Here is a 21,373-nt window from a genome sequence, read left to right as displayed (position 1 = left end):
TCGACCACAACGAAGATGTGATGTGAGAGGAGGAGGCGACCGGTGAGCCAACGGGAGTGGATAGAGAAGGACTTCTACAAGGAGCTGGGCGTCGCCTCCTCCGCGTCGCAGGACGAGATCAAGAAGGCGTACCGCAAGCTCGCGCGCGACAACCATCCGGACTCCAATCCGGGGGACGCGAAGGCGGAGGAGCGCTTCAAGGCGGTCAGCGAGGCCAATGCGGTGCTCTCCGACCCCGCGAAGCGCAAGGAGTACGACGAGGCCCGATCACTGTTCGCCAGTGGTGGTTTCGGACGCGGCGGATTCTCGCCGGGGGGCGGAACCAACTTCGGCGGCGGGGGTACGGCCGGCGGGTTCGACGTCGGTGACCTCTTCGGAGGTGCCGGTGGCGGAGCCGATCTCGGTGATCTGTTCGGCGGGTTGTTCAACCGTGGCGCGGCCGGTGGTCGTACCCAGGCCGCGTCGTCACGTCCCCGGCGTGGGAGTGATCTCGCTGCCGAGGTGACACTCGACTTCCGTGACGCGGCGGTGGGAACGTCTGTCCCGCTGTCCATCACGAGCCCGTCGTCCTGCACCACCTGCCACGGGAGTGGCGCGAAGCCCGGCACGAGCCCGCGGGTGTGCCCGCGGTGCAACGGTGCCGGTGTGGTCAGCCGCAACCAGGGCGCGTTCGGCTTCAGCGAGCCGTGCGACGACTGCCGGGGCACCGGCTCGATCATCGACGATCCGTGCACCGACTGCCGCGGCACCGGGGTGCAGAACCGCACCCGGTCGGTGACGGTGCGGGTTCCTGCCGGTGTCAGTGACGGGCAACGTGTCCGAGTGGCCGGCCGAGGCGAGGCCGGTCTGCGCGGCGCTGCCGCCGGCGATCTGCTGGTGACGGTGCACGTGAAGAGCGACGCCGTGTTCGGCCGCACGGGTGACGATCTCACCCTCACGGTTCCCGTCGCGTACAGCGAACTGGTGCTCGGCACGACGTTGTCGGTGCCGACGCTCGACGGCCGAGTCGGTCTGAAGGTTCCGGCAGGCACGGTGGACGGCCGCACCTTCCGGGTGAAGGGCCGCGGCATTCCCAAGAAGTCGAAGATCGGTGACCTGTTGGTCACGGTGAAGGTGGCCGTGCCGTCCGAGTTGGACGACGCGGCACGTGATGCCCTCGAGGCCTACGCTGCGGCGGAGAAGGCGAGTGGTTTCGATCCCCGCTCCGGGTGGCCCGGAGCCTGACGGTTCTGATGCGAGAGGAGAGATGAGATGACTCGGACGCCCAGCGATCCGCAGGATGCGCGCGACGCAGGCGCGGACCCGGATGCCCGGATCTTCGTCATCTCCGTCGCCGCCGAGCTCGCCGGCATGCACGCCCAGACACTGCGCACCTACGACCGTCTCGGACTGGTGACGCCGTTCCGCACCACCGGCGGTGGGCGACGGTACTCTCCGCGCGACGTCGCGCTGCTCCGCGAGGTGCAGCGTCTCTCGCAGGACGAGGGCGTCAATCTGGCGGGTATCAAGCGCATCATCGAACTCACCAATCAGGTGGAGGCGCTGCAGGCCCGCGTCACCGAGATGGCGACCGAGCTGGCCAAGGTTCACGCCGGGTACCGACGCGATCTCGTTCCGGTGCAACGCAGTAACGCGCTCGTCGTGTGGACGCCGCGCAACCCGAAGCAGACCTGACCCTCACCCCGTGCGGATGTTCTCCGCGGGGGTTCCCGTCGTCACCAGGGCACGCGTCGTGAAGCTCGACATCGCCGGTGATCCGCACACCAGCACGCGCTGCGACAGGTACGGCCCGCGCCGCGCCACCACCTCGCCGACGCGGCCGACGAGGTACTCGTGAGGTGCGAAGCCGGAGTCGGGTGCCGTCTGCAGCCGCACGGTCTCGGCGGCATCGAAGAACTCGTCGCGGTACGGCGGGTCCACGGGCTCGTCCACCACCGGGATCACCGTGAGCCATGGCGCTGATCGCGCCATCAGGGACAGCATGTCGGCTGCATAGAGATCGCGGGGGTGCCTGCCTCCCACGTAGAGCCGCACCCGCGGAGGTCGTGGCCGACGTGCCAGGCCCAGCAGCAGCGCGCGCATCGGTGCGAGACCTGTTCCGCCCGCGACCATCACGACGTCGTCGTCGGTGTCGTCGACACGCAGGTCGCCCGCCGGGTCGTCGAGAGTCCAGACGTCGCCCTCACGGGTCTCGCGGACGATGCTGCGACTGACCCAGCCTGCCGGTACCTCGCGAATGTGGAACTCGTACTTGCCGTCTCGCGACGGGGGCAGGGCGGGGGAGTACCGACGAGGCAGGTGCGGCGAGGTGGGCACCGTCACGGCGACGGACTGCCCCGCGGCGAACGGAACCAGCTCGCCGACGAGGCGGACGATCAGGAGATCACGGCGCAGCCGATGGCACTGCACCACTTGCGCTTCGACCACGGTCACCGGTTTTCGCGCATCACATCGTCGCCTGACCGATGTCCCGGTTGGAGATCATCTGATTGGGCTCCTCGTCGCCGGTGCGTCCCAGCGCGGCGAGGAACGACCGCGCCCAGCGATCGACGTCGTGCGCGAGGACCTGCCGCCGCATCGCCCGGATGTGGCGTCGGCCCGATTCCGGCGTCTGCCCGATCGCGGCCATCATCGCGTCCTTGACGCTGTTCAGATCGTGCGGGTTGCACTGGTACGCCTGGCGCAGTTCGGCTGCGGCGCCGGTGAACTCGCTGAGCACGAGGGAACCGCCCAGGTCGCTGCGGCACGCCACGTACTCCTTGGCGACGAGGTTCATGCCGTCGCGGATGGGCGTCACCAGCATGACGTCGGCGGCCACGTAGTAGGCGATGAGCTCCTCGCGCGGAATGGGGCGGTGCAGATAGTGCACCACCGGATGCCCGACGCGGCTGAACTCGCCGTTGATGCGCCCGACCATGCCCTCGATCTCACCGCGCATCTGCTTGTAGCTCTCGACGCGTTCGCGGCTCGGTGTGGCCAGCTGGATCATCACGACGTCCTCGGGATCCACCCGGCCCTCGGTCAGCAGTTCCAGGAACGCCTCGAGGCGGACGTCGATGCCCTTGGTGTAGTCGAGTCGGTCGACGCCCAACATGATCGTCTTCGGATTGCCCAGCTCCTCGCGCATCTCTCGTGCACGATCGCGCACCGGCTTGCGCCGCGACTTCTCGTCGAGATCGCCCGAGTCGATGGAGATGGGGAAGGCGCCCACGCGCACGGACCGGAAACCCACCTGCACCACACCGAGTTTGGAGCGGACTCCGATGTTGCCGCGCGAGGTCGGCTGGCCGGCGAGACGCCGTGCGAGGTAGAGGAAGTTCTGCGCGCCACCGGGCAGATGGAAGCCGATGAGATCGGCGCCCAGCAGGCCCTCGACGATCTCGGTGCGCCACGGCATCTGCATGAACAGCTCGACGGGCGGGAACGGGATGTGCAGGAAGAAGCCGATCGTCAGATCGGGGCGCAGCATGCGCAGCATCTTCGGAACCAGCTGGAGTTGGTAGTCCTGGATCCACACGGTGGCGTTCTCGGCGGCCGCCTTGGACGTGGCCTCGGCGAAGCGTCGGTTCACCTCGACGTAGGCGTCCCACCAGCTCCGGTCGTAGACGGGCCGGACGATGACGTCGTGGTAGAGCGGCCACAGGGTGGCATTGGAGAAGCCCTCGTAGTAGTCGGCGACCTCCTGCTGCGAGAGCGGGACCGGGACCAGCTCGAGGCCGTCGTCCTCGAACGGGTCGACGTCGACGTCGGGGACACCGGCCCATCCGACCCAGGCGCCGTTGTTGCTCCGCAGGATCGGCTCGAGCGCGGTGACGAGACCACCGGGGCTGCGCTTCCAGACTCGGGAACCGTCGGGCGCCGTGTCGAGGTCGACAGGCAACCTGTTGGCGACGACGACGAAGTCCGAACCTGATGCGGTCACTGCTGATCCTCTGTCTCGACGTCGGGGCGCGCGGTGAGGCCGGCAGCCTGCCGCGACGGTGTCAGCACGTGCTTACCCCACTCGCCGAACGCCAATCGGAGTGCGGGAGCGAGCGGCGCTCAGGCGCGGACGGGCGGGTTGATCCCCAGCATGGACAGCAGCATGCGGCACTCGTCGGCGTCCGTCGCGTAGGCGGCGACGACGCGACGCGCCATGCGGGCGGTCTCGTCGGACAGGGTCTCGATCTCTTCGTCGGCGATGTCGGTCTCGGCGGGCTCGGTGGCCATGCGGGTCTCCCTGGGGTCGAACGATGTGGTGGTGCAGCCCGGTGGGGCGCACTCGCGTACCTGAACTCTACGAGTTCGCGCTCGTTCCCGGCAAAACCGGACGCGCACCGTGACCGGTAGCGTCTGCCCGAACAGCTGTCGTATCGGAAGAAGGACATCCGCCATGCCCATCGGCACCATCAACGGCATCCGCCTCAACTACACCGTGACGGGCAAGGGTCCGCTCGTCGTGATGGTCATGGGGACGGGCAGCCCCGGCCGGGTGTGGCAGCTGCATCAGGTGCCGGCGCTCACGGCCGCGGGATTCCGGGTGTGCACGTTCGACAACCGCGGCATCGCCCCGACCGACGAGTGCGCGGGCGGCATGACGATGGACGATCTGGTCGCCGACACCGCGGCGCTCATCGAGTACCTGCGATCCGGCCCCGACGAGAAGGCAGCCGTCGTGGGCACGTCGATGGGTGCGCGCGTGGCGCAGGAACTGGCCTTGACCAGGCCCGACCTGGTGTCGCGAGCGATCTTCGCGGCCGGTCACGCCCGGCTCGACGAGTTCCAGAAGGTGCTCGGCGCCGGCGAGCGCGAGCTGGCGGACAGCTCGGCGACGCTGCCGCCGAAGTACGCGGCCGCAGTGACGGCGGCCCTGAACCTCTCTCCCGCGTCGCTCGCCGACCCCGCGAAGGCACGGGACTGGCTCGACCTGTTCGAGTTCTCCGTGCAGCCGCTGACCCCGGGCCAGCGTGCCCAGCTCTCTCTGGACGAGTCGTTCGACCGCCGGTCCGCCTACCGCGACATCACGGTGCCGTGCCTGGCGATGGGCTTCGCCGACGACCGGATGATTCCCGCCTACCTCTCGCGCGAGGTGGCCGACCTGGTTCCGGGCGGTCGCTACGTGGAGATCGCCGACGCGGGGCACTACGGATACCTGGAGAAGCCCGACGAGGTCAATCAGGCGATTCTCACGTTCCTCCGCGAGTAACGCCGGTCGAGCGTTAGGTTAGCCTACGTTCATGTCTCGGGGATCTGTCGTCACCACCGCTGTGCTGCCGTTGACCGCTGCTCAGACGGAGGTCTGGACCGCGCAGCACCTGCTGGGTGACCGCACCGACTTCGTCATCTCGCTGCTCGTCGAGATCACCGGCCCGCTCGACCTCGACCGTGCGTGTGACGTCATCCGGTCGGTCATCGCCGACGCGGACGCGCTGCACGTGCGATTCGACTTCTCCGGTCCCGAGCCCGTGCAGTACCGCAGTGACGACGAGTGGTCGGTCGGGGTCGTCGACCTACGCGCGGCTGCCGACCCGATGGCCGAGGCGAAGGCCTGGATCGCGGCCGACATCGCGTCGGCGGACACCAGCGGCGCCCGCGATCTCTTCGCGACGGCGCTCCTCCGCCTCGGGGACGAGCACGTGCTCTGGCACCAGAGGTATCACCACGGCATCGTCGACGGCTTCGGCATGTCGATCATCTTCAACGAGGTCCGCGCGCGCTATGCGGATCCCGAGCGGGGAGTCGCGACCGCGGGCAGGCCGGAGGCCGGTCGTTCGAACGGAGGTGCGTGGGCTCTCGAGCCGCTGGTGGTGGCCGATGCGGAGTACCGCGCGTCCGAGGGTTTCCGTCGCGACCGCGACTACTGGCTCGACCAGATGGCCGACGCCCCCGAGCCGCCGGTGCTGCTGCCCGACGTGCCCGACACGGGGTCCGCGGTCACCGAGCGGGTCTCGGTGCCGATCGACCGACTCGCCCCGCTGTACGACGTCGCCGAGACGGAGGACGTCCGACGCACCCGCCTCGCGCCGGCGGTGTGGATCGCGTACCTGTCCGCGGTCACCGGCCGTCACGATCTCGTCGTCTCACTGCCGTCGACCGCCCGCGTGGGCCGTCGTGCGCGGACGACGCCGTTCATGGCGTCGACCATCCTTCCCGTGCGACTGCGACTCTCGCCGTCGATGACGGTGGCCGACGTCGCGCGGGAACTGCAGCGGGCATCGATCGGCGCGGTCCGGCACGGGCGCTTCCGCGGGGAGGACATCGCTCGGGAGCTGCGGGACTCCGGCGACCGCATGGTGCACGGGCCGGGCATCAACGTCCTCATGGTGGAGCACGGCATCGACATCGGCGGCTCTCCTGCGCACATGCACAGCCTCCAGACCGGACCGGTGCGCGATCTCGACGTCACCGTCACCGGCGGCCGGGACGACGAGCCGCTGGTGTTCGACCTGCGCTCGCGCCCCGGCGCCCACGACGCGCTGATCGGCCACCGGGACCGCTTCGAGTGGGTGCTCGATCAGGTTCTCGCGCAGCCTGATCGGACGCTGTCCTCCCTGTCGACGATGTCGAAGCCCGATCTCGATCGCCTGCTGCACACCTTCAACGACACCGCGGAACCGTCCGTGTCGACGTCGGTGCCCGCTCTGTTCGCGGCGCAGGTCGCCGCCACCCCCGATGCGGTGGCCGTGGTACTGGGCGAGCGGACGCTCACGTTCACCGAGCTCTCGCAGCGGGTGCACCAGCTCGCTCGTGCACTTCTTGACGCGGGCCTGCCCCGTGAGGGTGTCGTGGCCGTGTCGATGCCGCGCTCGATCGAGATGGTCGTGGGAGTGCTGGCCGCGATGGTGGCGGGCGGTGCGTTCGTCCCGCTCGATCCGGACTGGCCGGCGGATCGCCGCGAGCGGGTGCAGCAGGATGCGGACACCCGCGTCGTTCTCACCGGTGCGGGCCACGAGAAGGGCCGGTGGACGGTCGATCTCGACGACTGGCAGTTCGGGGACAGGCCGACGTCCGCACCGGACGTCGTGGTGCACGGCTCGCAGCTCGCCTACGTCATCTTCACCTCCGGCAGTACCGGGACGCCCAAGGGTGCCATGATCCGCCACGAGGCCATCTGTGCCCGCATGGTGTGGCAGCGCGATCGGGTGCTCGGTTTCGGACCGGGCGACGCGTCGTTGTTCAAGGCGCCGTTGTCCTTCGACATCTCGGTGAACGAGATCCTGCTCCCGTTGCTGTCGGGTGGCACCCTCGTGATCGCCGAACCGGGAGGCGAGCGGGACGGTCTGTACCTGCTGGATGTCATCTCGCGTCGCCACGTCACCTTCGTCTACCTGGTGTCGTCCATGCTCGACGCTCTGCTGGCCCTCGACACGGACGGATCGTTGTCCGGCCTGCGGCACGTGTGGTGCGGCGGTGAGGTGCTCACTCCGGAGTTGTTCGCGCGCTTCCGCTCTCGACTCGGCACCACGCTGTATCACGGGTACGGGCCCGCGGAGGCCACCATCGGTGTGTCCCATGTGATCTACACGGGCGACGCTCCTCGCATCGCCACGTCGATCGGCCGCCCCAACCCGAACACGCGCCTCTACGTGCTCGATTCGTTGCTGCGCCCGGTGCCGGTCGGCGTCGGGGGAGAGCTCTACGCGGGCGGGTTCCTCCTCGGTCGTGGCTACGTGGGCGCACCGGACATGACCGCGTCGCGTTTCGTGGCCGATCCGTTCGGCCCCGCCGGCGCCCGGCTGTACCGCACCGGCGACCGCGCACGTTGGGCGGAGGACGGCACCCTCGACTTCCTCGGCCGGGTGGACAACCAGGTCAAGATGCGCGGCATGCGCCTCGAGCTCGAGGAGGTGGAAGCCGCGCTCGGCTCGTGCCCCGGAGTGCGACGCGCCGCCGTCGACGTGCGCCGAACCGGTGCGGGCGCGGCGTTTCTCGCCGCCTGGGTCGTGCCGGACGGCGCCGCGCTGACACCCGAGGTGCTGCGCTCGCACTGTGCACGCGTCCTCCCCGAGTACATGGTGCCGTCCACCTACGTGGTGCTCGATGCCTTCCCCACCACCGCGAACGGCAAGGTCGATCGGCGGGCTCTGCCCGATCCGGAGCAGGTGCGCGGCGACGCCGTGGCCCCGCGGACCGAGCGGGAGCGCGTGCTGTGCGAGGTGATGGCGTCGGCGCTCGGTGTGGAGAGTGTGGGCGTCACGGACGATTTCTTCGCCCTGGGCGGCGACAGCATCGTGGCGATCACGGTGGTCGCGCAGGCCCGCGAACGAGGGCTGGCGATCGGCCCGCGCGACGTCTTCACCCTGCGTACCGCCGAGGCGATCGCCGGCGCGGCTCCGGCGGAGCTGGTGACCGTCGACGACGATCCTGTCGGCGAGGTGGTGGCCCCGCCCATCGTCGCGCGGACACTCGAGCACGGCGGCATCGGCGCCGCGTTCCACCAGACCGCCTCCGTGGCACTGCCTCCGGGCACCGACCCTGCACTCGTGCGTGCGGCCGTCGAGCTCGTCGTCGCCCACCACCCGGCGCTGCGTGCCGTGTGGAGCGAGGGTCTGACCGTGCCGGTCGACACCGTGTCCCCCGAGTTCGGCACGGGCTCCGTCGCGGACACCGTGGCCCGCCTCGATCCGACGCGGCCGGGCGGCATGGTGGCCGTGTCTCTCGAGGCCGACACGCTGATTCTGTCGGTGCACCACCTCGTCGTCGACGGGGTGTCGTGGCGCATCCTGCTCGGGGATCTACTGACGGCACTGGGTGCGCTGAGCGAGGGCCGCACGCCCACGCTGCCACCGGTCACCACGTCGATCCGCCGCTGGGCGAGCCTGATCGCCGATGCTGCGGACGCCGGCCACTTCGACCACGAACTACCCTGGTGGCGTGAGGTTCTGACGACCTCGAGCGACACTGTCGGTGCTCGCACACTCGCCGCGGCCGATCGACTGTCGGCGACGCACACGGTCACCACCCCCGCCGACGTCACGGCGGCTCTGCTGACCGACGTCGCCACCGCCTACCGCACCGGGCCCACCGAGGTGCTCCTCGCAGCGCTCGCCCGCACCCTCGCGTCGTGGGACGGGTACTCGGCGCCGTCGGTCGTCGTGGACGTGGAGGGACACGGCCGGGACGTCGAGGTCGTCGAGGCTGCGGGGGTCGAGGCTGCTGGGGTCGATCTGACGCGCACCGTCGGGTGGTTCACGACCGTCCGTCCCGTTGCACTGCCGACCGGTCCGGACCCGGACGCCGATGTCCTGCTGCAGATCCGGGACTCGCTGCGCTCGGCACCCGCGTCGGGCGTCGGATACGGCGCACTGCGGTACCTGCGCCGCGAGCCCGCCCTGGCGGAGGCCGCAGCGCCGAGCGTCCTGTTCAACTACCTCGGCCGCAGTACCGACGTGGGGGTGTCTGTCACCGGCGGCTCCGACCCTGATCAGCCTGCGGCGCACGCGCTGACGATCGACGTGATCGAGACCGGGGGACAGCTCGTCTCGACCCTGCGCTGGGTGCCCGGTGTGGTGGACGACAGCATCGTGGATGCGTGGACCGCCGCACTCGACCGCGTCGCCGCATCTGCGTCGAGCGCCCGCCGCACCCCCGCCGACTTCCCGCTCGCCGCTCTCGGCGCGGACGACGTCGCGGCGCTCCCGGACGACGTCGAGGACGTCCTGCCCCTCACCGCGGTGCAGGACGGCATCTACTTCCACAGCACCTTCGGGGACGCGGACCCGTACGTCGTGGGCCAGGTGGTCGAGATCAGTGGCCCGGTCGACAGTGCCGTGCTCCGCACCGCGCTCGAGCACGTGGTGGCTCGACACGCATCGCTGCGCACCAGCTTCCGACCCCTCGCCGACGGGCGCGTGGTCCAGGTGGTGCACCGCACCGTCGATGTCCCGTTCACCGTGTCCGACAGCACCGTCGACGAGGTGCTGGCCGAGCACGCCGGTGCCGGCATGGATCTGGGCACCGCTCCGCTGGTGCGCTACACCCTCGTCCGCCACGACGAGACCCGCTCGTCCCTCGTGCAGTCGATCCACCACATCGTCGCGGACGGATGGTCGATCCCGATCATGCTGCGCGAGATGCTCGCTCACTACGGGGACACTCCGGCTCTTCCGGCGGTCACCGCGCCCGCGGCGTGGGTCCGCCACCTCGCCGAGCGCGACATCGACGCGTCGACGCGGGTCTGGCGCGCCGCACTCGCGGGTGTCCGCGAGTCGGTACCCGTCCCGGCGTTCGGCGCCGCCGGCAGCGGTACCGCATCCGTGCGGGTCGACCTCTCCTCCGACGTCACCGCCGTGGTGTCGGGACGTGCGCGCGATGCCGCGGTGACGCAGGGTTCCCTGCTGCACGGAGCCTGGGGTCTCGCGCTCGCACGCGCCACCGGTCGACGCGACGTCGTGTTCGGGTCGACGGTGTCCGGACGGTCGGCACCGGTCGCGGGTATCGAATCCATGGTGGGGCTCTTCATCGACACCATCCCGGCACGATGGAGACTGCGAGCGGACGACACCATCGCCTCCGCGGTACAGCGCTGGCAGCAGGAGCAGGCCGATCTGCTCGATCACCACCATGTCGGCGTGCCGACACTGCGTCGTGTCGCGGGCGTGGACTCGTTGTTCGACTCGCTGGTCGTGGTGGAGAACTACCCGTTGGGCGACACCGCCATCGCCGATCCGTCCGGCACCATCGCGTTGACGGGCATTCGGGTGGAGGAGAACTCGCCGTACCCGTTGACGCTCATGGTGATCCCCGGCGATCGGTTGACTCTGGAGCTGAAGTACGACGCGGCGCTGGTCTCGGCAGCGACGGTGCAGTCGATGCTGGACACCGTCGTCGCCGTCGCGATCGCACCGGCCGACACCCTGGTGTCCGCGGTGACGGCGACGGATCGTCCGGCGGTCGTCGACGCGCCCTCGTCCGACAGTTCGACCACCCTGGTGGATCTCCTCGAGGTGCAGCGCCGGGCCACCCCGAACGGCGTCGCCCTCGTCCACGGCGAGGAGTCCCTCACCTACGCCGAGCTGCACTTGCGCGCCGAGCGGGTCGCTGCCGGCCTTCGTGAGCGTGGTGCCGGTCCGGGATCGGTGGTGGCGGTGGCACTTCCGCGCTCGATCGATCTGGTGGTCGCACTGCTCGCGGTCGTCCGGTCGGGCGCGGCGTACCTGCCGCTCGATCCGGGGTACCCGGCCGAGCGTCTGGCCTTCATGATCGAGGACGCGCAGCCCGCCGCGGTGATCGACGGCGATCTCGCACCGTTCGAGGCCGCGCCGACGGCAGCGCCCGGGCCCGCCCCAGCCGACGCCGCGTACGTCATCTACACCTCGGGATCGACCGGCCGTCCCAAGGGAGTGGTGGTGCCGCACAGCGCCATCGTGCCCCGCCTCGAGTGGATGCGCGATCACACTCCGCTCGCCGTGGGCACCCGAGTGCTGCAGAAGACGCCCTCCAGTTTCGACGTCTCGGTCAGCGAGTTCTTCGGACCGCTGGTGTCCGGAGCGACGCTCGTGCTCGCGGACCCGGATGCGCACCGCGACACCGCCCGTCTCGTCGAGGTGATCCGCGCGCAGCAGATCACCTGGGTGCACTTCGTCCCCTCGATGCTCGACGCGTTCCTCACCGATCCGGACGTCGCGACGTGCACGTCGCTGCGCGTGATCGTCTGCAGCGGTGAGGCATTGTCCGCAGAGTCCGCGCGCCGCGTCGGCGAGCTGCTTCCACACGTGCGCCTGGACAACCTCTACGGCCCGACCGAGGCGGCCGTCGACGTCACCGCCGCACAGGGCGTGCAGAACCACCCCGGCGACGCGGTGCCCATCGGATCTGCGCTGCCCGCCGTCGGGTTCCGCGTACTCGACGGGTGGCTGTCGCCGGTGGGACCGGACGTGCCGGGCGAGCTGTACCTGGCGGGTCCGCAGCTGGCGCGCGGGTATCTTCGCCGCCCCGGTCTCACCTCCACCAGGTTCGTCGCCGGGCCGGACGGGGAGAGGCTCTACCGCACCGGCGACATCGTGCGGTGGCGTGACGGGGCGCTGGACTACCTCGGTCGCGCCGACACCCAGGTCAAAGTGCGGGGCTTCCGTATCGAGCTCGGTGAGATCGACGCGGCGCTGCGCTCGCATCCGTCCGTCGACCGGGCCGCCACGGTGGTGCGCACCGACCGCGGGACCGCGCAGATCGCCGCCTTCGTGGTGGGGTCGGTGGACGAGGCCGCACTGCGGTCGTACCTGGCCGACCGTCTGCCCGAGCACATGGTGCCGACGACGCTGGCCGTGGTGGCTGATCTGCCGACCGGGCCCAGCGGCAAGCTCGACCGGGCAGCGCTGCTGGCCGCCCTACGTTCGGACACTGCGGCCACCACGGAGACGGGGTCGGGTCCGGTCGCGCTGCTGTGCACCCACTTCTACACCGTTCTCGGTGGAGCGGCGGTCGGTGAGGACGACGACTTCTTCGCCCGCGGCGGCGACAGCATCCTGGCAATCCGGCTCGTGAACCTGGCGCGGGGCAGCGGTCTCGAGATCAGCGCTCGCGACGTCTTCGAGAAGCGCACTCCGCGTGCGCTCGCGGAGGTCGCACGGGTCGAGTCTCCGCACGCCGCCACGGTCGCGGAGTCCGGTGTCGGGGAGGTGCGCCCGCTCCCCGTGGTGCACCGACTGTCCGAGTGGTCCGGTCGCACCGATCGCTTCAACCAGTCACTGCTGCTGGTGGTTCCGGCTCCGGTCGAGGAGACCACGCCGCAGCGCACCGTCGATGCGCTGGTCCAGCATCATGACAGCCTGCGCCTCGTCCTGACCCGTCACCTCCGCGGTGTCTGGACCACCGCGGTGCGCCCCGACGCCTCGGTCACCGTGCACCGCGTCCACGCGGTCGATCTCGACGAGTCTGCGTTCGCCGACCTCGTCGCGCGCGAATCCGATGCCGTCACCGACCGTCTGGCTCCCGAGGCCGGCGCCGTGCTCGAGGTCGTGTGGTTCGACCGTGGCTCCGAGCCCGGCCGGCTGCTGCTCGTCGCGCATCACCTCGTCGTCGACGGGGTCTCGTGGGGCATCCTCGTCGAGGACCTCGCACTGGCGTGGATCGCGCACGACAGCGGCCAGACCCCGACGTTGGACCGCGTGCGGACCTCGCTGCGGGAGTACGGGCGCCTGCTCGACGAGAGTGCCCACAGCCCCGCTCGCCTCGCGGAACTGGACCACTGGATCGCCGTCACCGCGCCGGGCGGCGCGCTCATCACCGGCCGACCTCCGGTCTCCCCGCAGACACCGAGAGACACCGACCACGCCGTGGTCGGTCAGGGCGACGTCCGCACCGTCGACGTGTCGTCCGAGGTCACCGCCGAGGTGCTCGGCAGTGTGCCCTCTCTCGTGCGCGGCGACGTCACCGACGTCGTCGCCGCAGCGCTCCGGCTCGCCCTCACCCGGTGGTCCGTCGACCACGATGTCCTCGTCGACCTCGAGCGCCACGGTCGGTCGGACGCGGCGGATCTCTCGCGCACCACGGGGTGGTTCACGTCCATCGCTCCGGTCCGGCTGCGGCCGGGAACCGATCCCGTCACGGTGCTCGCGGAGACGAAGGAGGCCCTGCGTGCGGCGCCCGACGGTGGCCTCGGCTACGGGCTCCTGCGCTACGGGAACGCCCGCACCGCAGCCCTTCTCGCACGCGGTGAGCAGTCGCAGATCCTGCTGAACTACCTGGGCCGCGTGCCGGCCGCCGGGTCGGCCCCGTTCGACAGGGCTCCGGAGGCCGTGCGTACCGATCCCGATGCCGACATGGGCGGTCCCTACCGTCTGGTGATCAACGCGCACGTGACGGACGGTGCGCAGCCGACCCTCTCGACCCAGTTCGCCTGGTCGTCCGCGCACCTGTCGTCCGAGGCGGTCACCTCGCTCACCGACGAGTTCCGTACGGCGCTCGGAGATCTCGCGGAGGCCGCCCGCACACACGACGGACCGCCGATCCTCACGCCGTCGGACGTTCCTCTTGTCGACCTCACTCCCGACGAGCTGACGGCGCTGACCGCACAGGGATCCGTCGAGACCGTGTGGCCGTTGACTCCTCTGCAGGAGGGGCTGGTCTTCGAGAGTCTGTCCGCGGGGGAGCGCGACATCTACACGGCGCAGTTCGCGCTGGACTTCGATCACCGCCTCGATCTCGATCGGCTGCGCAGTGCCCTCGCCGGGCTGCAGCGCCGCCACCCACAGCTGCGCGCAGGGTTCACGCAGACGGCCGCCGGTGTGCCGGTGCAGGTCGTGTCGTCGTCGTGCGAGGTGCCCGTGCGCGAGGCACACGCCGGAGACGACGACGAGGCCGAGCGGTGGATGCAGGAGGACCGCGACACCCCGTTCGACCTGTCGACACCACCGCTGTGGCGGGTGCTCGTGCTGCATCTCGACGGTGGGCGCGATCGCCTGGTGATCAACCGACAGTTCCTCGTCTGGGACGGCTGGTCCAACGGTGTGGTGGTGGGAGAGTTGCTCGCCCGCTACGAGAATCCGGGGCTGCCCGCGCCGGTGGACACCGCGTTCGAGCGGTACCTGACGTGGCTCGCGGAGCGCGACCGCGTCGCGGCCCGCACCGCGTGGGCGACGGCGATGGCCGGTCTCGACGAGCCGACGCTGGTGGCGCACCGCGCCGCACCGCCGGTCGGTATCCCGTTGCGCCGACGGGACGAGCTCGAGGCGCAGACGACGGCCGCGCTCGTCGCCGCCACCCGTCAGCGCGGTGTCACGCTCAACGCCGTGGTCACGGCCGCTCTGGCACTGGCGATCTCGTCGGCCACCGGCCGCACCGACGTGGTCTTCGGCATCACGGTCGCGGGCCGACCGCCCGAGGTCGAGGGACTCGACACCGCACCAGGGATGTTCCTGTCGACGGTGCCCGTCCGTACCGTGCTCGATCCCCGCGAGAGCGTCGACGCCCTGGTCCGCCGTGTCCAGGGCGACCGCGTGGAGGCGATGGAGTTCGATCACCTCGGTCTCGCCGAGATCATCGAGGTGTCGCCGCACCGCACTCTGTTCGACACGCTCTGCGTGGTGCAGAACTTCGTCTCCGAGGACTCGGCGGCGTCCCTGAACGCGGCGCACGGTGTCGCGGGCACCGACAGCATCGACCACACGAACTATCCGCTCACCGTCGTCGTCACGCCGGGCGCTCGGATCGCCGTGACGGTCGAGTACCGGCCGGAGGCGATCGACGTCGAGCGCGTCGACCTGATCGCGGACGAGTTCACCCGCCTGGTGGCCGGATTCGCGACCGAGGGGTCGCGCTCTGTTCTGCCGGCGCTGCCACGCCTCGACCGACAGGTCGACGAGCTTCCCGATCTCACCGTGACCGAGATGCTGCTCCGCACAGCGCAGAGGAATCCCGACGCGATCGCACTCGTCGCCGGGTCCGAGCACCTCACCTACGCCGGGTTGGCCGGCCGGGTGGAAGGTCTGGCGCGCGTCCTGCTGGGCCGCGGTGCGGGACCGGAGATAGTGATAGCTCTCGCGTTGCCTCGCAGTCTCGACATGGTGGTCGCGCTGTTCGCCGTGTTGCGCACCGGCGCGGCCTATCTGCCCCTCGAACTCGATCACCCCGATGCCCGCATCCATGCTCTGCTCGACGACGCTCGTCCGCTGTGCACCGTGACCACGGAGGCGGTCGGTCGCCGACTGAGCGGACGCGACGGCATCGTCGTGCTCGAGCCGCTCGACGACGAGTCACCGCTCACCGCAGCCGAACTGGGGGCGTTCGCGCCCGGAACGCCGCATCGGCTCGATCACCCGGCCTACGTGATCTACACGTCCGGGTCGACCGGGACGCCCAAGGGTGTCGTCACGCCGTACCGCGGACTGACCAACATGCAGCTGAATCACCGGTCCGCCATCTTCGACCCGGTGGTGGATGCGGCACACGGTCGGACACTGCGGATCGCGCACACGGTGTCGTTCGCGTTCGACATGTCCTGGGAAGAACTCCTGTGGCTCGTCGAGGGTCACGAGGTGCACGTCGCCGACGAGGTGCTGCGCCGTGACGCCGATGCCCTGGTCCGCTACATCGACGAGGAGCGCATCGACGTCATCAATGTGACCCCCACGTACGCATCCCTCCTCCTCGAGACAGGTCTGCTCGACGGGCATCGACCGGCGCTCGTCCTGCTGGGCGGTGAAGCCGTCGGCGACGACGTGTGGTCCGCACTGCGATCCACCGACGGCGTGCTCGGCTACAACCTGTACGGCCCCACCGAGTACACGATCAACACTCTCGGTGCGGGTACCGACGAGAGCGAGACGCCGACGGTCGGGTTGCCGATCCGCGCCACCGAGGCGCACGTGCTGGACGGCTGGCTGCGGCCCGTACCGGACGGCGTGGCCGGCGAGTTGTACATCGCCGGAGCCGGACTCGCCCGTGGCTACGGGGGACGGTTCGGCCTCACGGCGGACCGCTTCGTCGCCGACCCCTTCGGGGCGGGGGAGCGCATGTACCGCACGGGTGACCTCGTGCGTTGCCGCGTCGGAACGGGACTGATCGACTACCTCGGCCGCACCGACGATCAGGTCAAGATCCGCGGTCACCGGGTGGAACTCGGTGAGGTCGCCTCGGTCGTGTCGTCGGTGGCCGGCGTGCGCCGCGCCGCGGTCGTCACCTCGACCGGGCCGGGCGGGCTGGCCCGGTTGATCGCCTACGTCGACACCGATGCGGATGCCGAATCGGTACGGGCGGCCTGTGCCGTGGTCCTGCCGGACTACATGGTGCCCACCGTCGTGCTCGTCTCGTCCTTCCCGATGACCGTCAACGGCAAGCTCGACGTCGCCGCACTGCCGGCGCCGGACGAGAGTGCCGTCGACGCTGTGCCGCCGCGGACCGAGGTCGAACGCGTGCTGTGCAGCGTGTTCGACGACGTGCTCGGCCGCCGCGGCACCGGGATTCACGACGACTTCTTCGATCTCGGTGGCCACTCACTCCTGGCCACTCGCGTCGTCGGCCGTGCGCGGACCGCGCTCGGCACCGAGCTGAGTGTGCGCGATCTGTTCGCCGCGCCGACCGTGGCGGGTCTTGCTGCACTCGTCGGATCGCGAGGCGACGACGCGCGGCCGGCTCTGCGTCGGTACGACCGGCCGGATGTCGTGCCCATGTCAGCTGCGCAGCAACGGCTCTGGCTGCTGCATCAGCTGGATCCGGACTCGGCCGCCTACAACTTTCCGATCGTTCTGCCGCTCCCCGAGCAGGTGGACGAGGATGCGTTCCGGCTCGCCCTCGCCGACGTCGTCGAACGGCACGAGTCGCTCCGCACCGTCTTCGGCGATGCGGACGGCGTTCTGGCGCAGCAAGTCCTGACGACAGCGTCACCGGAGTTGTTCGTTCACGAAGGCGATGCCGCCGCCGTGGTCGCCGAGATGACGGCGCGGCCGTTCGATCTGCGCCGGGAGATTCCTGTCCGCGCGGCGCTGATCCGGAACGAGGACACCTCGTGCGTCGTCGTGCTCGTCCTACACCACATCACGACCGACGAGTGGTCGGACCGGCCGCTGCTGGCCGACCTGATGGCGGCCTACGCCGCGCGACTGTCCGGTGACACGGATGCCCGCCCTCCGCTGCCCGTGCAGTACGCGGACTACACGCTGTGGCAGGCCGACCTGCTCGGCGACGCCGCAGATCCGGAGTCGCTCGCGGGGCGTCAGCTCGCCTACTGGCAGTCCGCCCTGGCCGGCGCTCCCGACGAGATCGAACTCGCGACCGACCGACCGCGTCCGCCGCGGCCGAGTCATCGCGGATCGGTGGTGCGTCGCACCGTCGATCCCGAGACCGTGCGCGCCCTGCGGACACTCGCGCGGAGTCTCGACGCGAGTGTCTTCATGACCCTGCACGCGGCGTCTGCGGTGCTGCTGCACCGGATCACCGGGTCCGACGACATCGTGCTCGGCGCCCCGGTGGCCGGGCGCGGTGAGGAGGGGCTCGACCAGCTCATCGGGTTCTTCGTCAACACGCTGGTTCTGCGCACCGCGGTCGACGGCCGCTCCACGCTGCAGCGGGCGGTGGAGGAGGCGCGCAGCGTCGACCTCGAGGCCTTCGCGCACGCGGATGTGCCGTTCGACGCAGTGGTGGCGCGGGTCGCTCCCGAGCGCAGCATGTCGCGGAACCCGCTGTTCCAGGTCATGATCAGCCATCACACCGGTCCGCTCGGCGACGGTGACGCGGCGCTGATGACGCCGGCGAAGTTCGACCTGGTGTTCAACTACACCGAGGATCTCACCTCCGACCGCCTGGTGCTCGAGCTCGAGTACGCCGAGGATCTGTTCGACGCGTCGACCGCCGAGGCCGTCACGGCACGTCAGCTCGCGGTGCTCGACGCACTGGCGACCGACGCCACGGCGGTGGTCGACGACGTCGACATCTTCCTGCCCACCGAGCGCGACGACGTCCTCCGGCGCTTCAACGACACCGCCCGTGCGGTGCCCGAGGAGTCGCTGTTCGAGTCGTACCTGCGGTGGGTCGAGACCACTCCGGACGCGATCGCTGTGGTCGACGAGACCACGACGTGGACATACGCGGATCTGCACGAGCACGTCCTCGACATCGCCGCGGAGTTGCAGCGGCGCGGTGTCGGCCCCGAGGCCGTGGTCGCGGTCGCGGTGCCGCGGTCGGTGTGGACCATCGCGGCGACCATGGGGGTCCTCGCGGTGGGCGCGGCGTATCTCCCGCTCGACCTGAAGCATCCTGCGGACCGGCTCGAGTACATGGTCACCGATGCGGGTGCGACCCTCGCCCTGACGTCGGCCGCGGCCACCGCGCAGGTGCCGTCGGCGGCCGAACACGTCCTCGTGGAGGACATCCCGCCGTCGACCGGTGCCGAGCTCGCGCGACCGGCTTCGCTCGAACTCGCGGCGTACGTCATCTACACGTCCGGTTCGACCGGCCGCCCCAAGGGTGTCGTGGTGCCGCACGAGGGCATCTCGTCACTCGTGGCCACGGCGGAGGACCGCATGCGACTCACCACCGGATCGGTGGTCCTGCAGTTCGCGTCCGTCGGCTTCGACGTCGCGGTCTTCGAACTCGCCATGGCCCTGTGCACGGGATCGCGACTGGTGATCGTGCCCGACGATGCGCGTGTGGCGGGTCCCGAGCTCACCGACTTCTGCGCCGAGCACGGGGTGACCCACGCGATCATCCCGCCGTCGCTCATGGCGGCGCTCCCGCCGGGATGCGCACTGCCCGAGGGGTGCACCGTGCTCGTCGGTACCGAGACGGTGCCGCCCGCGGTGATCTCCGCCTGGTCCGAGCATCTGAACCTGCTCGCGGCGTACGGACTGACCGAGGCGACGGTCAACAACACTCTGTGGCAGGCCCGTCCGGGCTGGACGTCCTCCGTGCCCATCGGCGTACCCGATCCCAACGAGCGGGCGTACGTGCTCGACGATCGGCTGCGGCCCGTCCCGGTCGGGGTGTCGGGGGAGCTGTACATCGCCGGCCGCGGGTTGGCGCGCGGGTACCTCGGGCAGCCGGGGCTCAGTGCCCACCGATTCGTGCCCGATGTCGCCGCTCCCAGCGGCAGGATGTACCGCACCGGCGACCGGGCACGCTGGCGTGCCGACGGCAATCTCGACTTCCTGGGGCGCGTCGACGATCAGATCAAGGTGCGGGGGTTCCGGATCGAGCCGGGCGAGATCATGGCCGCGATGGCGTCGTTCGACGGTGTCGATCAGACCGCCGTCGTCGTGCACGAGTCGTCCGGGGTGAGTCGCCTCGTCGGATACGTCACCGGGCGTGACGATCTCACGGGCGACGCGGTGCGGACGCACGCGGCGACGGTGCTGCCGGACTACATGGTGCCCACTCTCGTCGTGGTGGTCGACGGGACGTTGCCGTTGACACCCAACGGCAAGTTGGACCGAGCGGCGTTGCCGCAGCCGGAGTGGTCGTCGGTGGTCGGGGGCCGCGCTCCCACCACGGACGTCGAGCGTGTGCTGGTACGCAGTGCCGCAGCAGTTCTGGGCCTGGACGAGCTGGGGACGGACGACGACTTCTTCGCTCTCGGCGGTCATTCGATGGCCGCGATGCAGTGGGTGTCGGCCGTCCGCGCCGAACTCGACGTCGACATCTCGGTGCGCGACGTGTTCGAGGCGTCGACCGTCCGCGCCTTGGCGGAGCGACTCGCCGATCGCGGTGGACACGAGGGACCGCACCTGACCGCGCACGCCGACAGGCCGGATGTCGTGCCGCTGAGTCCGATGCAGGAGACCAGGCTGCAGAACGGGCACGTGGTGCAGGCCGACCACGCACTGGTTCTCGAGCTGCCCGACGTGGACGCGGCGGTGCTCGCCGCCGCGGTCCGCGATGTCGCAGAGCGGCACGAACCGCTGCACTCGGTTCTGATGCCGGGTGAGGGGTCCGCCCTCGGCGACCCGGTGGCGCTCGAGACCGTCGACGTCGGGGCAGACGACATTCGCCGCCGCGCCTACGAGATCGCACAGGAACCCCTGGATCTCACGCAGCGACCGGGTCTGCGAATCATGCTCTTACAGAACGATTCCAGGGAAGGAATAGTTCTCCTGGTCATGCACTACTGGGCCGTCGACGAGTGGTCGGTCGTCCCGTTGCTCACCGATCTGATGCACGCTGCGCAGGCGCGCTCCGGTGCCGAGGCGCCGGAGTTCACGCCGCTACCGCTGCGGTACAGCGACGTCGCGCGCTGGGCCGTCGCCCGACGGGACGCCGACGACTCGGCGATCGCGTCATGGCGCGAGACCCTGGACGGTGTGCCGAGTCGGGTGAGTCTTCCGATCGCGCTGGGGGAGTCGGGGTCCGACGCCGTCGCGATCGACATCGATGTCGACGTGGTGCGAGCACTGCGCAGCATCGAGGGTGCGGGTCTCGTGTCGGTTCTGCATGCTGCCTTCGCGCTCGCTCTCACCGACCTCGGTGCGGGTGAGGACCTGGCGATCGCCACGATGGTCGCCGGCCGCGACGACGAGAGCACGCACGCCATGGTGGGTGCGTTCGCCGACGTCGTGCCGATCCGCACGCGAACAGGATCCGATCTGGCGACGGTGGCTCGTCGGGTGCAGGCGGAGACCGTCGCGGCGCTGAGCCGTTCCGGTCCTTCCTATGTCGACATCGTCGAGGGCGCCGGCGTGCCGGAGATGCACCGTCCGCAGTTCCTGGTGGTGCACCACCACGTCGCAGATCTCGGCGACGCCGGCGCGGCACTCCTGCCGATACCCGTCGGTCGACCGTGGGCCGACCTGACGCTGAGTGTCCACGAGAGCGAATCGGACCACGACGCTGCACTTTTCGCGCAGCTGCAGTTCGCTGCGGGTGCCGATCGCGGGGCGATCGGTCGGTTCGTGGAACGGCTCACTCTGCACCTGCGATCGGTCGTCGAGGGCTAGTGGACCAGCAAAGGCTAGGCTAAGCTGACCGA

At 70.2% G+C, this 21,373-nt stretch carries 7 protein-coding genes; 4 read left to right on the top strand and 3 right to left on the bottom strand.

The window, feature by feature from the left end; all coding sequences use genetic code 11:
* Window positions 1-42: 42 nt before the first annotated feature.
* Together dnaJ and OHB23_RS01280 are read left to right on the top strand one after the other, a co-directional pair.
* Window positions 43-1,224 (top strand): molecular chaperone DnaJ, encoded by a 1,182-nt coding sequence (dnaJ, locus tag OHB23_RS01285; protein ID WP_328810670.1) that lies wholly within the window; start codon window positions 43-45, stop codon window positions 1,222-1,224.
* A 27-nt stretch (window positions 1,225-1,251) separates the two neighbouring features.
* On the top strand, window positions 1,252-1,674 hold the full coding sequence (locus OHB23_RS01280) for a heat shock protein transcriptional repressor HspR (protein ID WP_027506925.1): 423 nt from the start codon (window positions 1,252-1,254) through the stop codon (window positions 1,672-1,674).
* Between the two features lie 3 nt (window positions 1,675-1,677).
* Here the strand turns inward: OHB23_RS01280 and OHB23_RS01275 are convergent, their stop codons facing one another.
* From OHB23_RS01275 to OHB23_RS01265, 3 genes are all read right to left on the bottom strand, one after another.
* On the bottom strand, window positions 1,678-2,433 hold the full coding sequence (locus tag OHB23_RS01275; RefSeq protein ID WP_328810669.1) for an FAD-binding oxidoreductase: 756 nt from the start codon (window positions 2,431-2,433) through the stop codon (window positions 1,678-1,680).
* 13 nt (window positions 2,434-2,446) lie between these two features.
* Window positions 2,447-3,922: an alpha,alpha-trehalose-phosphate synthase (UDP-forming) gene (locus OHB23_RS01270; RefSeq protein WP_328810668.1), complete on the bottom strand. Its 1,476-nt coding sequence runs from the start codon at window positions 3,920-3,922 to the stop codon at window positions 2,447-2,449.
* Between the two features lie 119 nt (window positions 3,923-4,041).
* Complete coding sequence (locus OHB23_RS01265; protein WP_200933864.1) at window positions 4,042-4,209, bottom strand: hypothetical protein; 168 nt, start codon at window positions 4,207-4,209, stop codon at window positions 4,042-4,044.
* A 163-nt stretch (window positions 4,210-4,372) separates the two neighbouring features.
* Here OHB23_RS01265 and OHB23_RS01260 point away from each other — a divergent pair, with 163 nt between their 5' ends.
* Window positions 4,373-5,185 carry an alpha/beta fold hydrolase gene (locus tag OHB23_RS01260; RefSeq protein WP_027506922.1) on the top strand — a complete coding sequence of 271 codons (813 nt, stop codon included), beginning with the start codon at window positions 4,373-4,375 and terminating at the stop codon, window positions 5,183-5,185.
* Between the two features lie 31 nt (window positions 5,186-5,216).
* On the top strand, window positions 5,217-21,341 hold the full coding sequence (locus OHB23_RS01255; protein ID WP_328810667.1) for a non-ribosomal peptide synthetase: 16,125 nt from the start codon (window positions 5,217-5,219) through the stop codon (window positions 21,339-21,341).
* The last annotated feature ends 32 nt before the right edge of the window (window positions 21,342-21,373 follow it).

It is taken from the genome of Rhodococcus sp. NBC_00294 (genome assembly GCF_036163995.1).
GTDB lineage: Bacteria > Actinomycetota > Actinomycetes > Mycobacteriales > Mycobacteriaceae > Rhodococcoides.
Note: the sequence above shows the minus strand (reverse complement) of the source record. Positions and strands in the feature narration are given on the sequence as shown.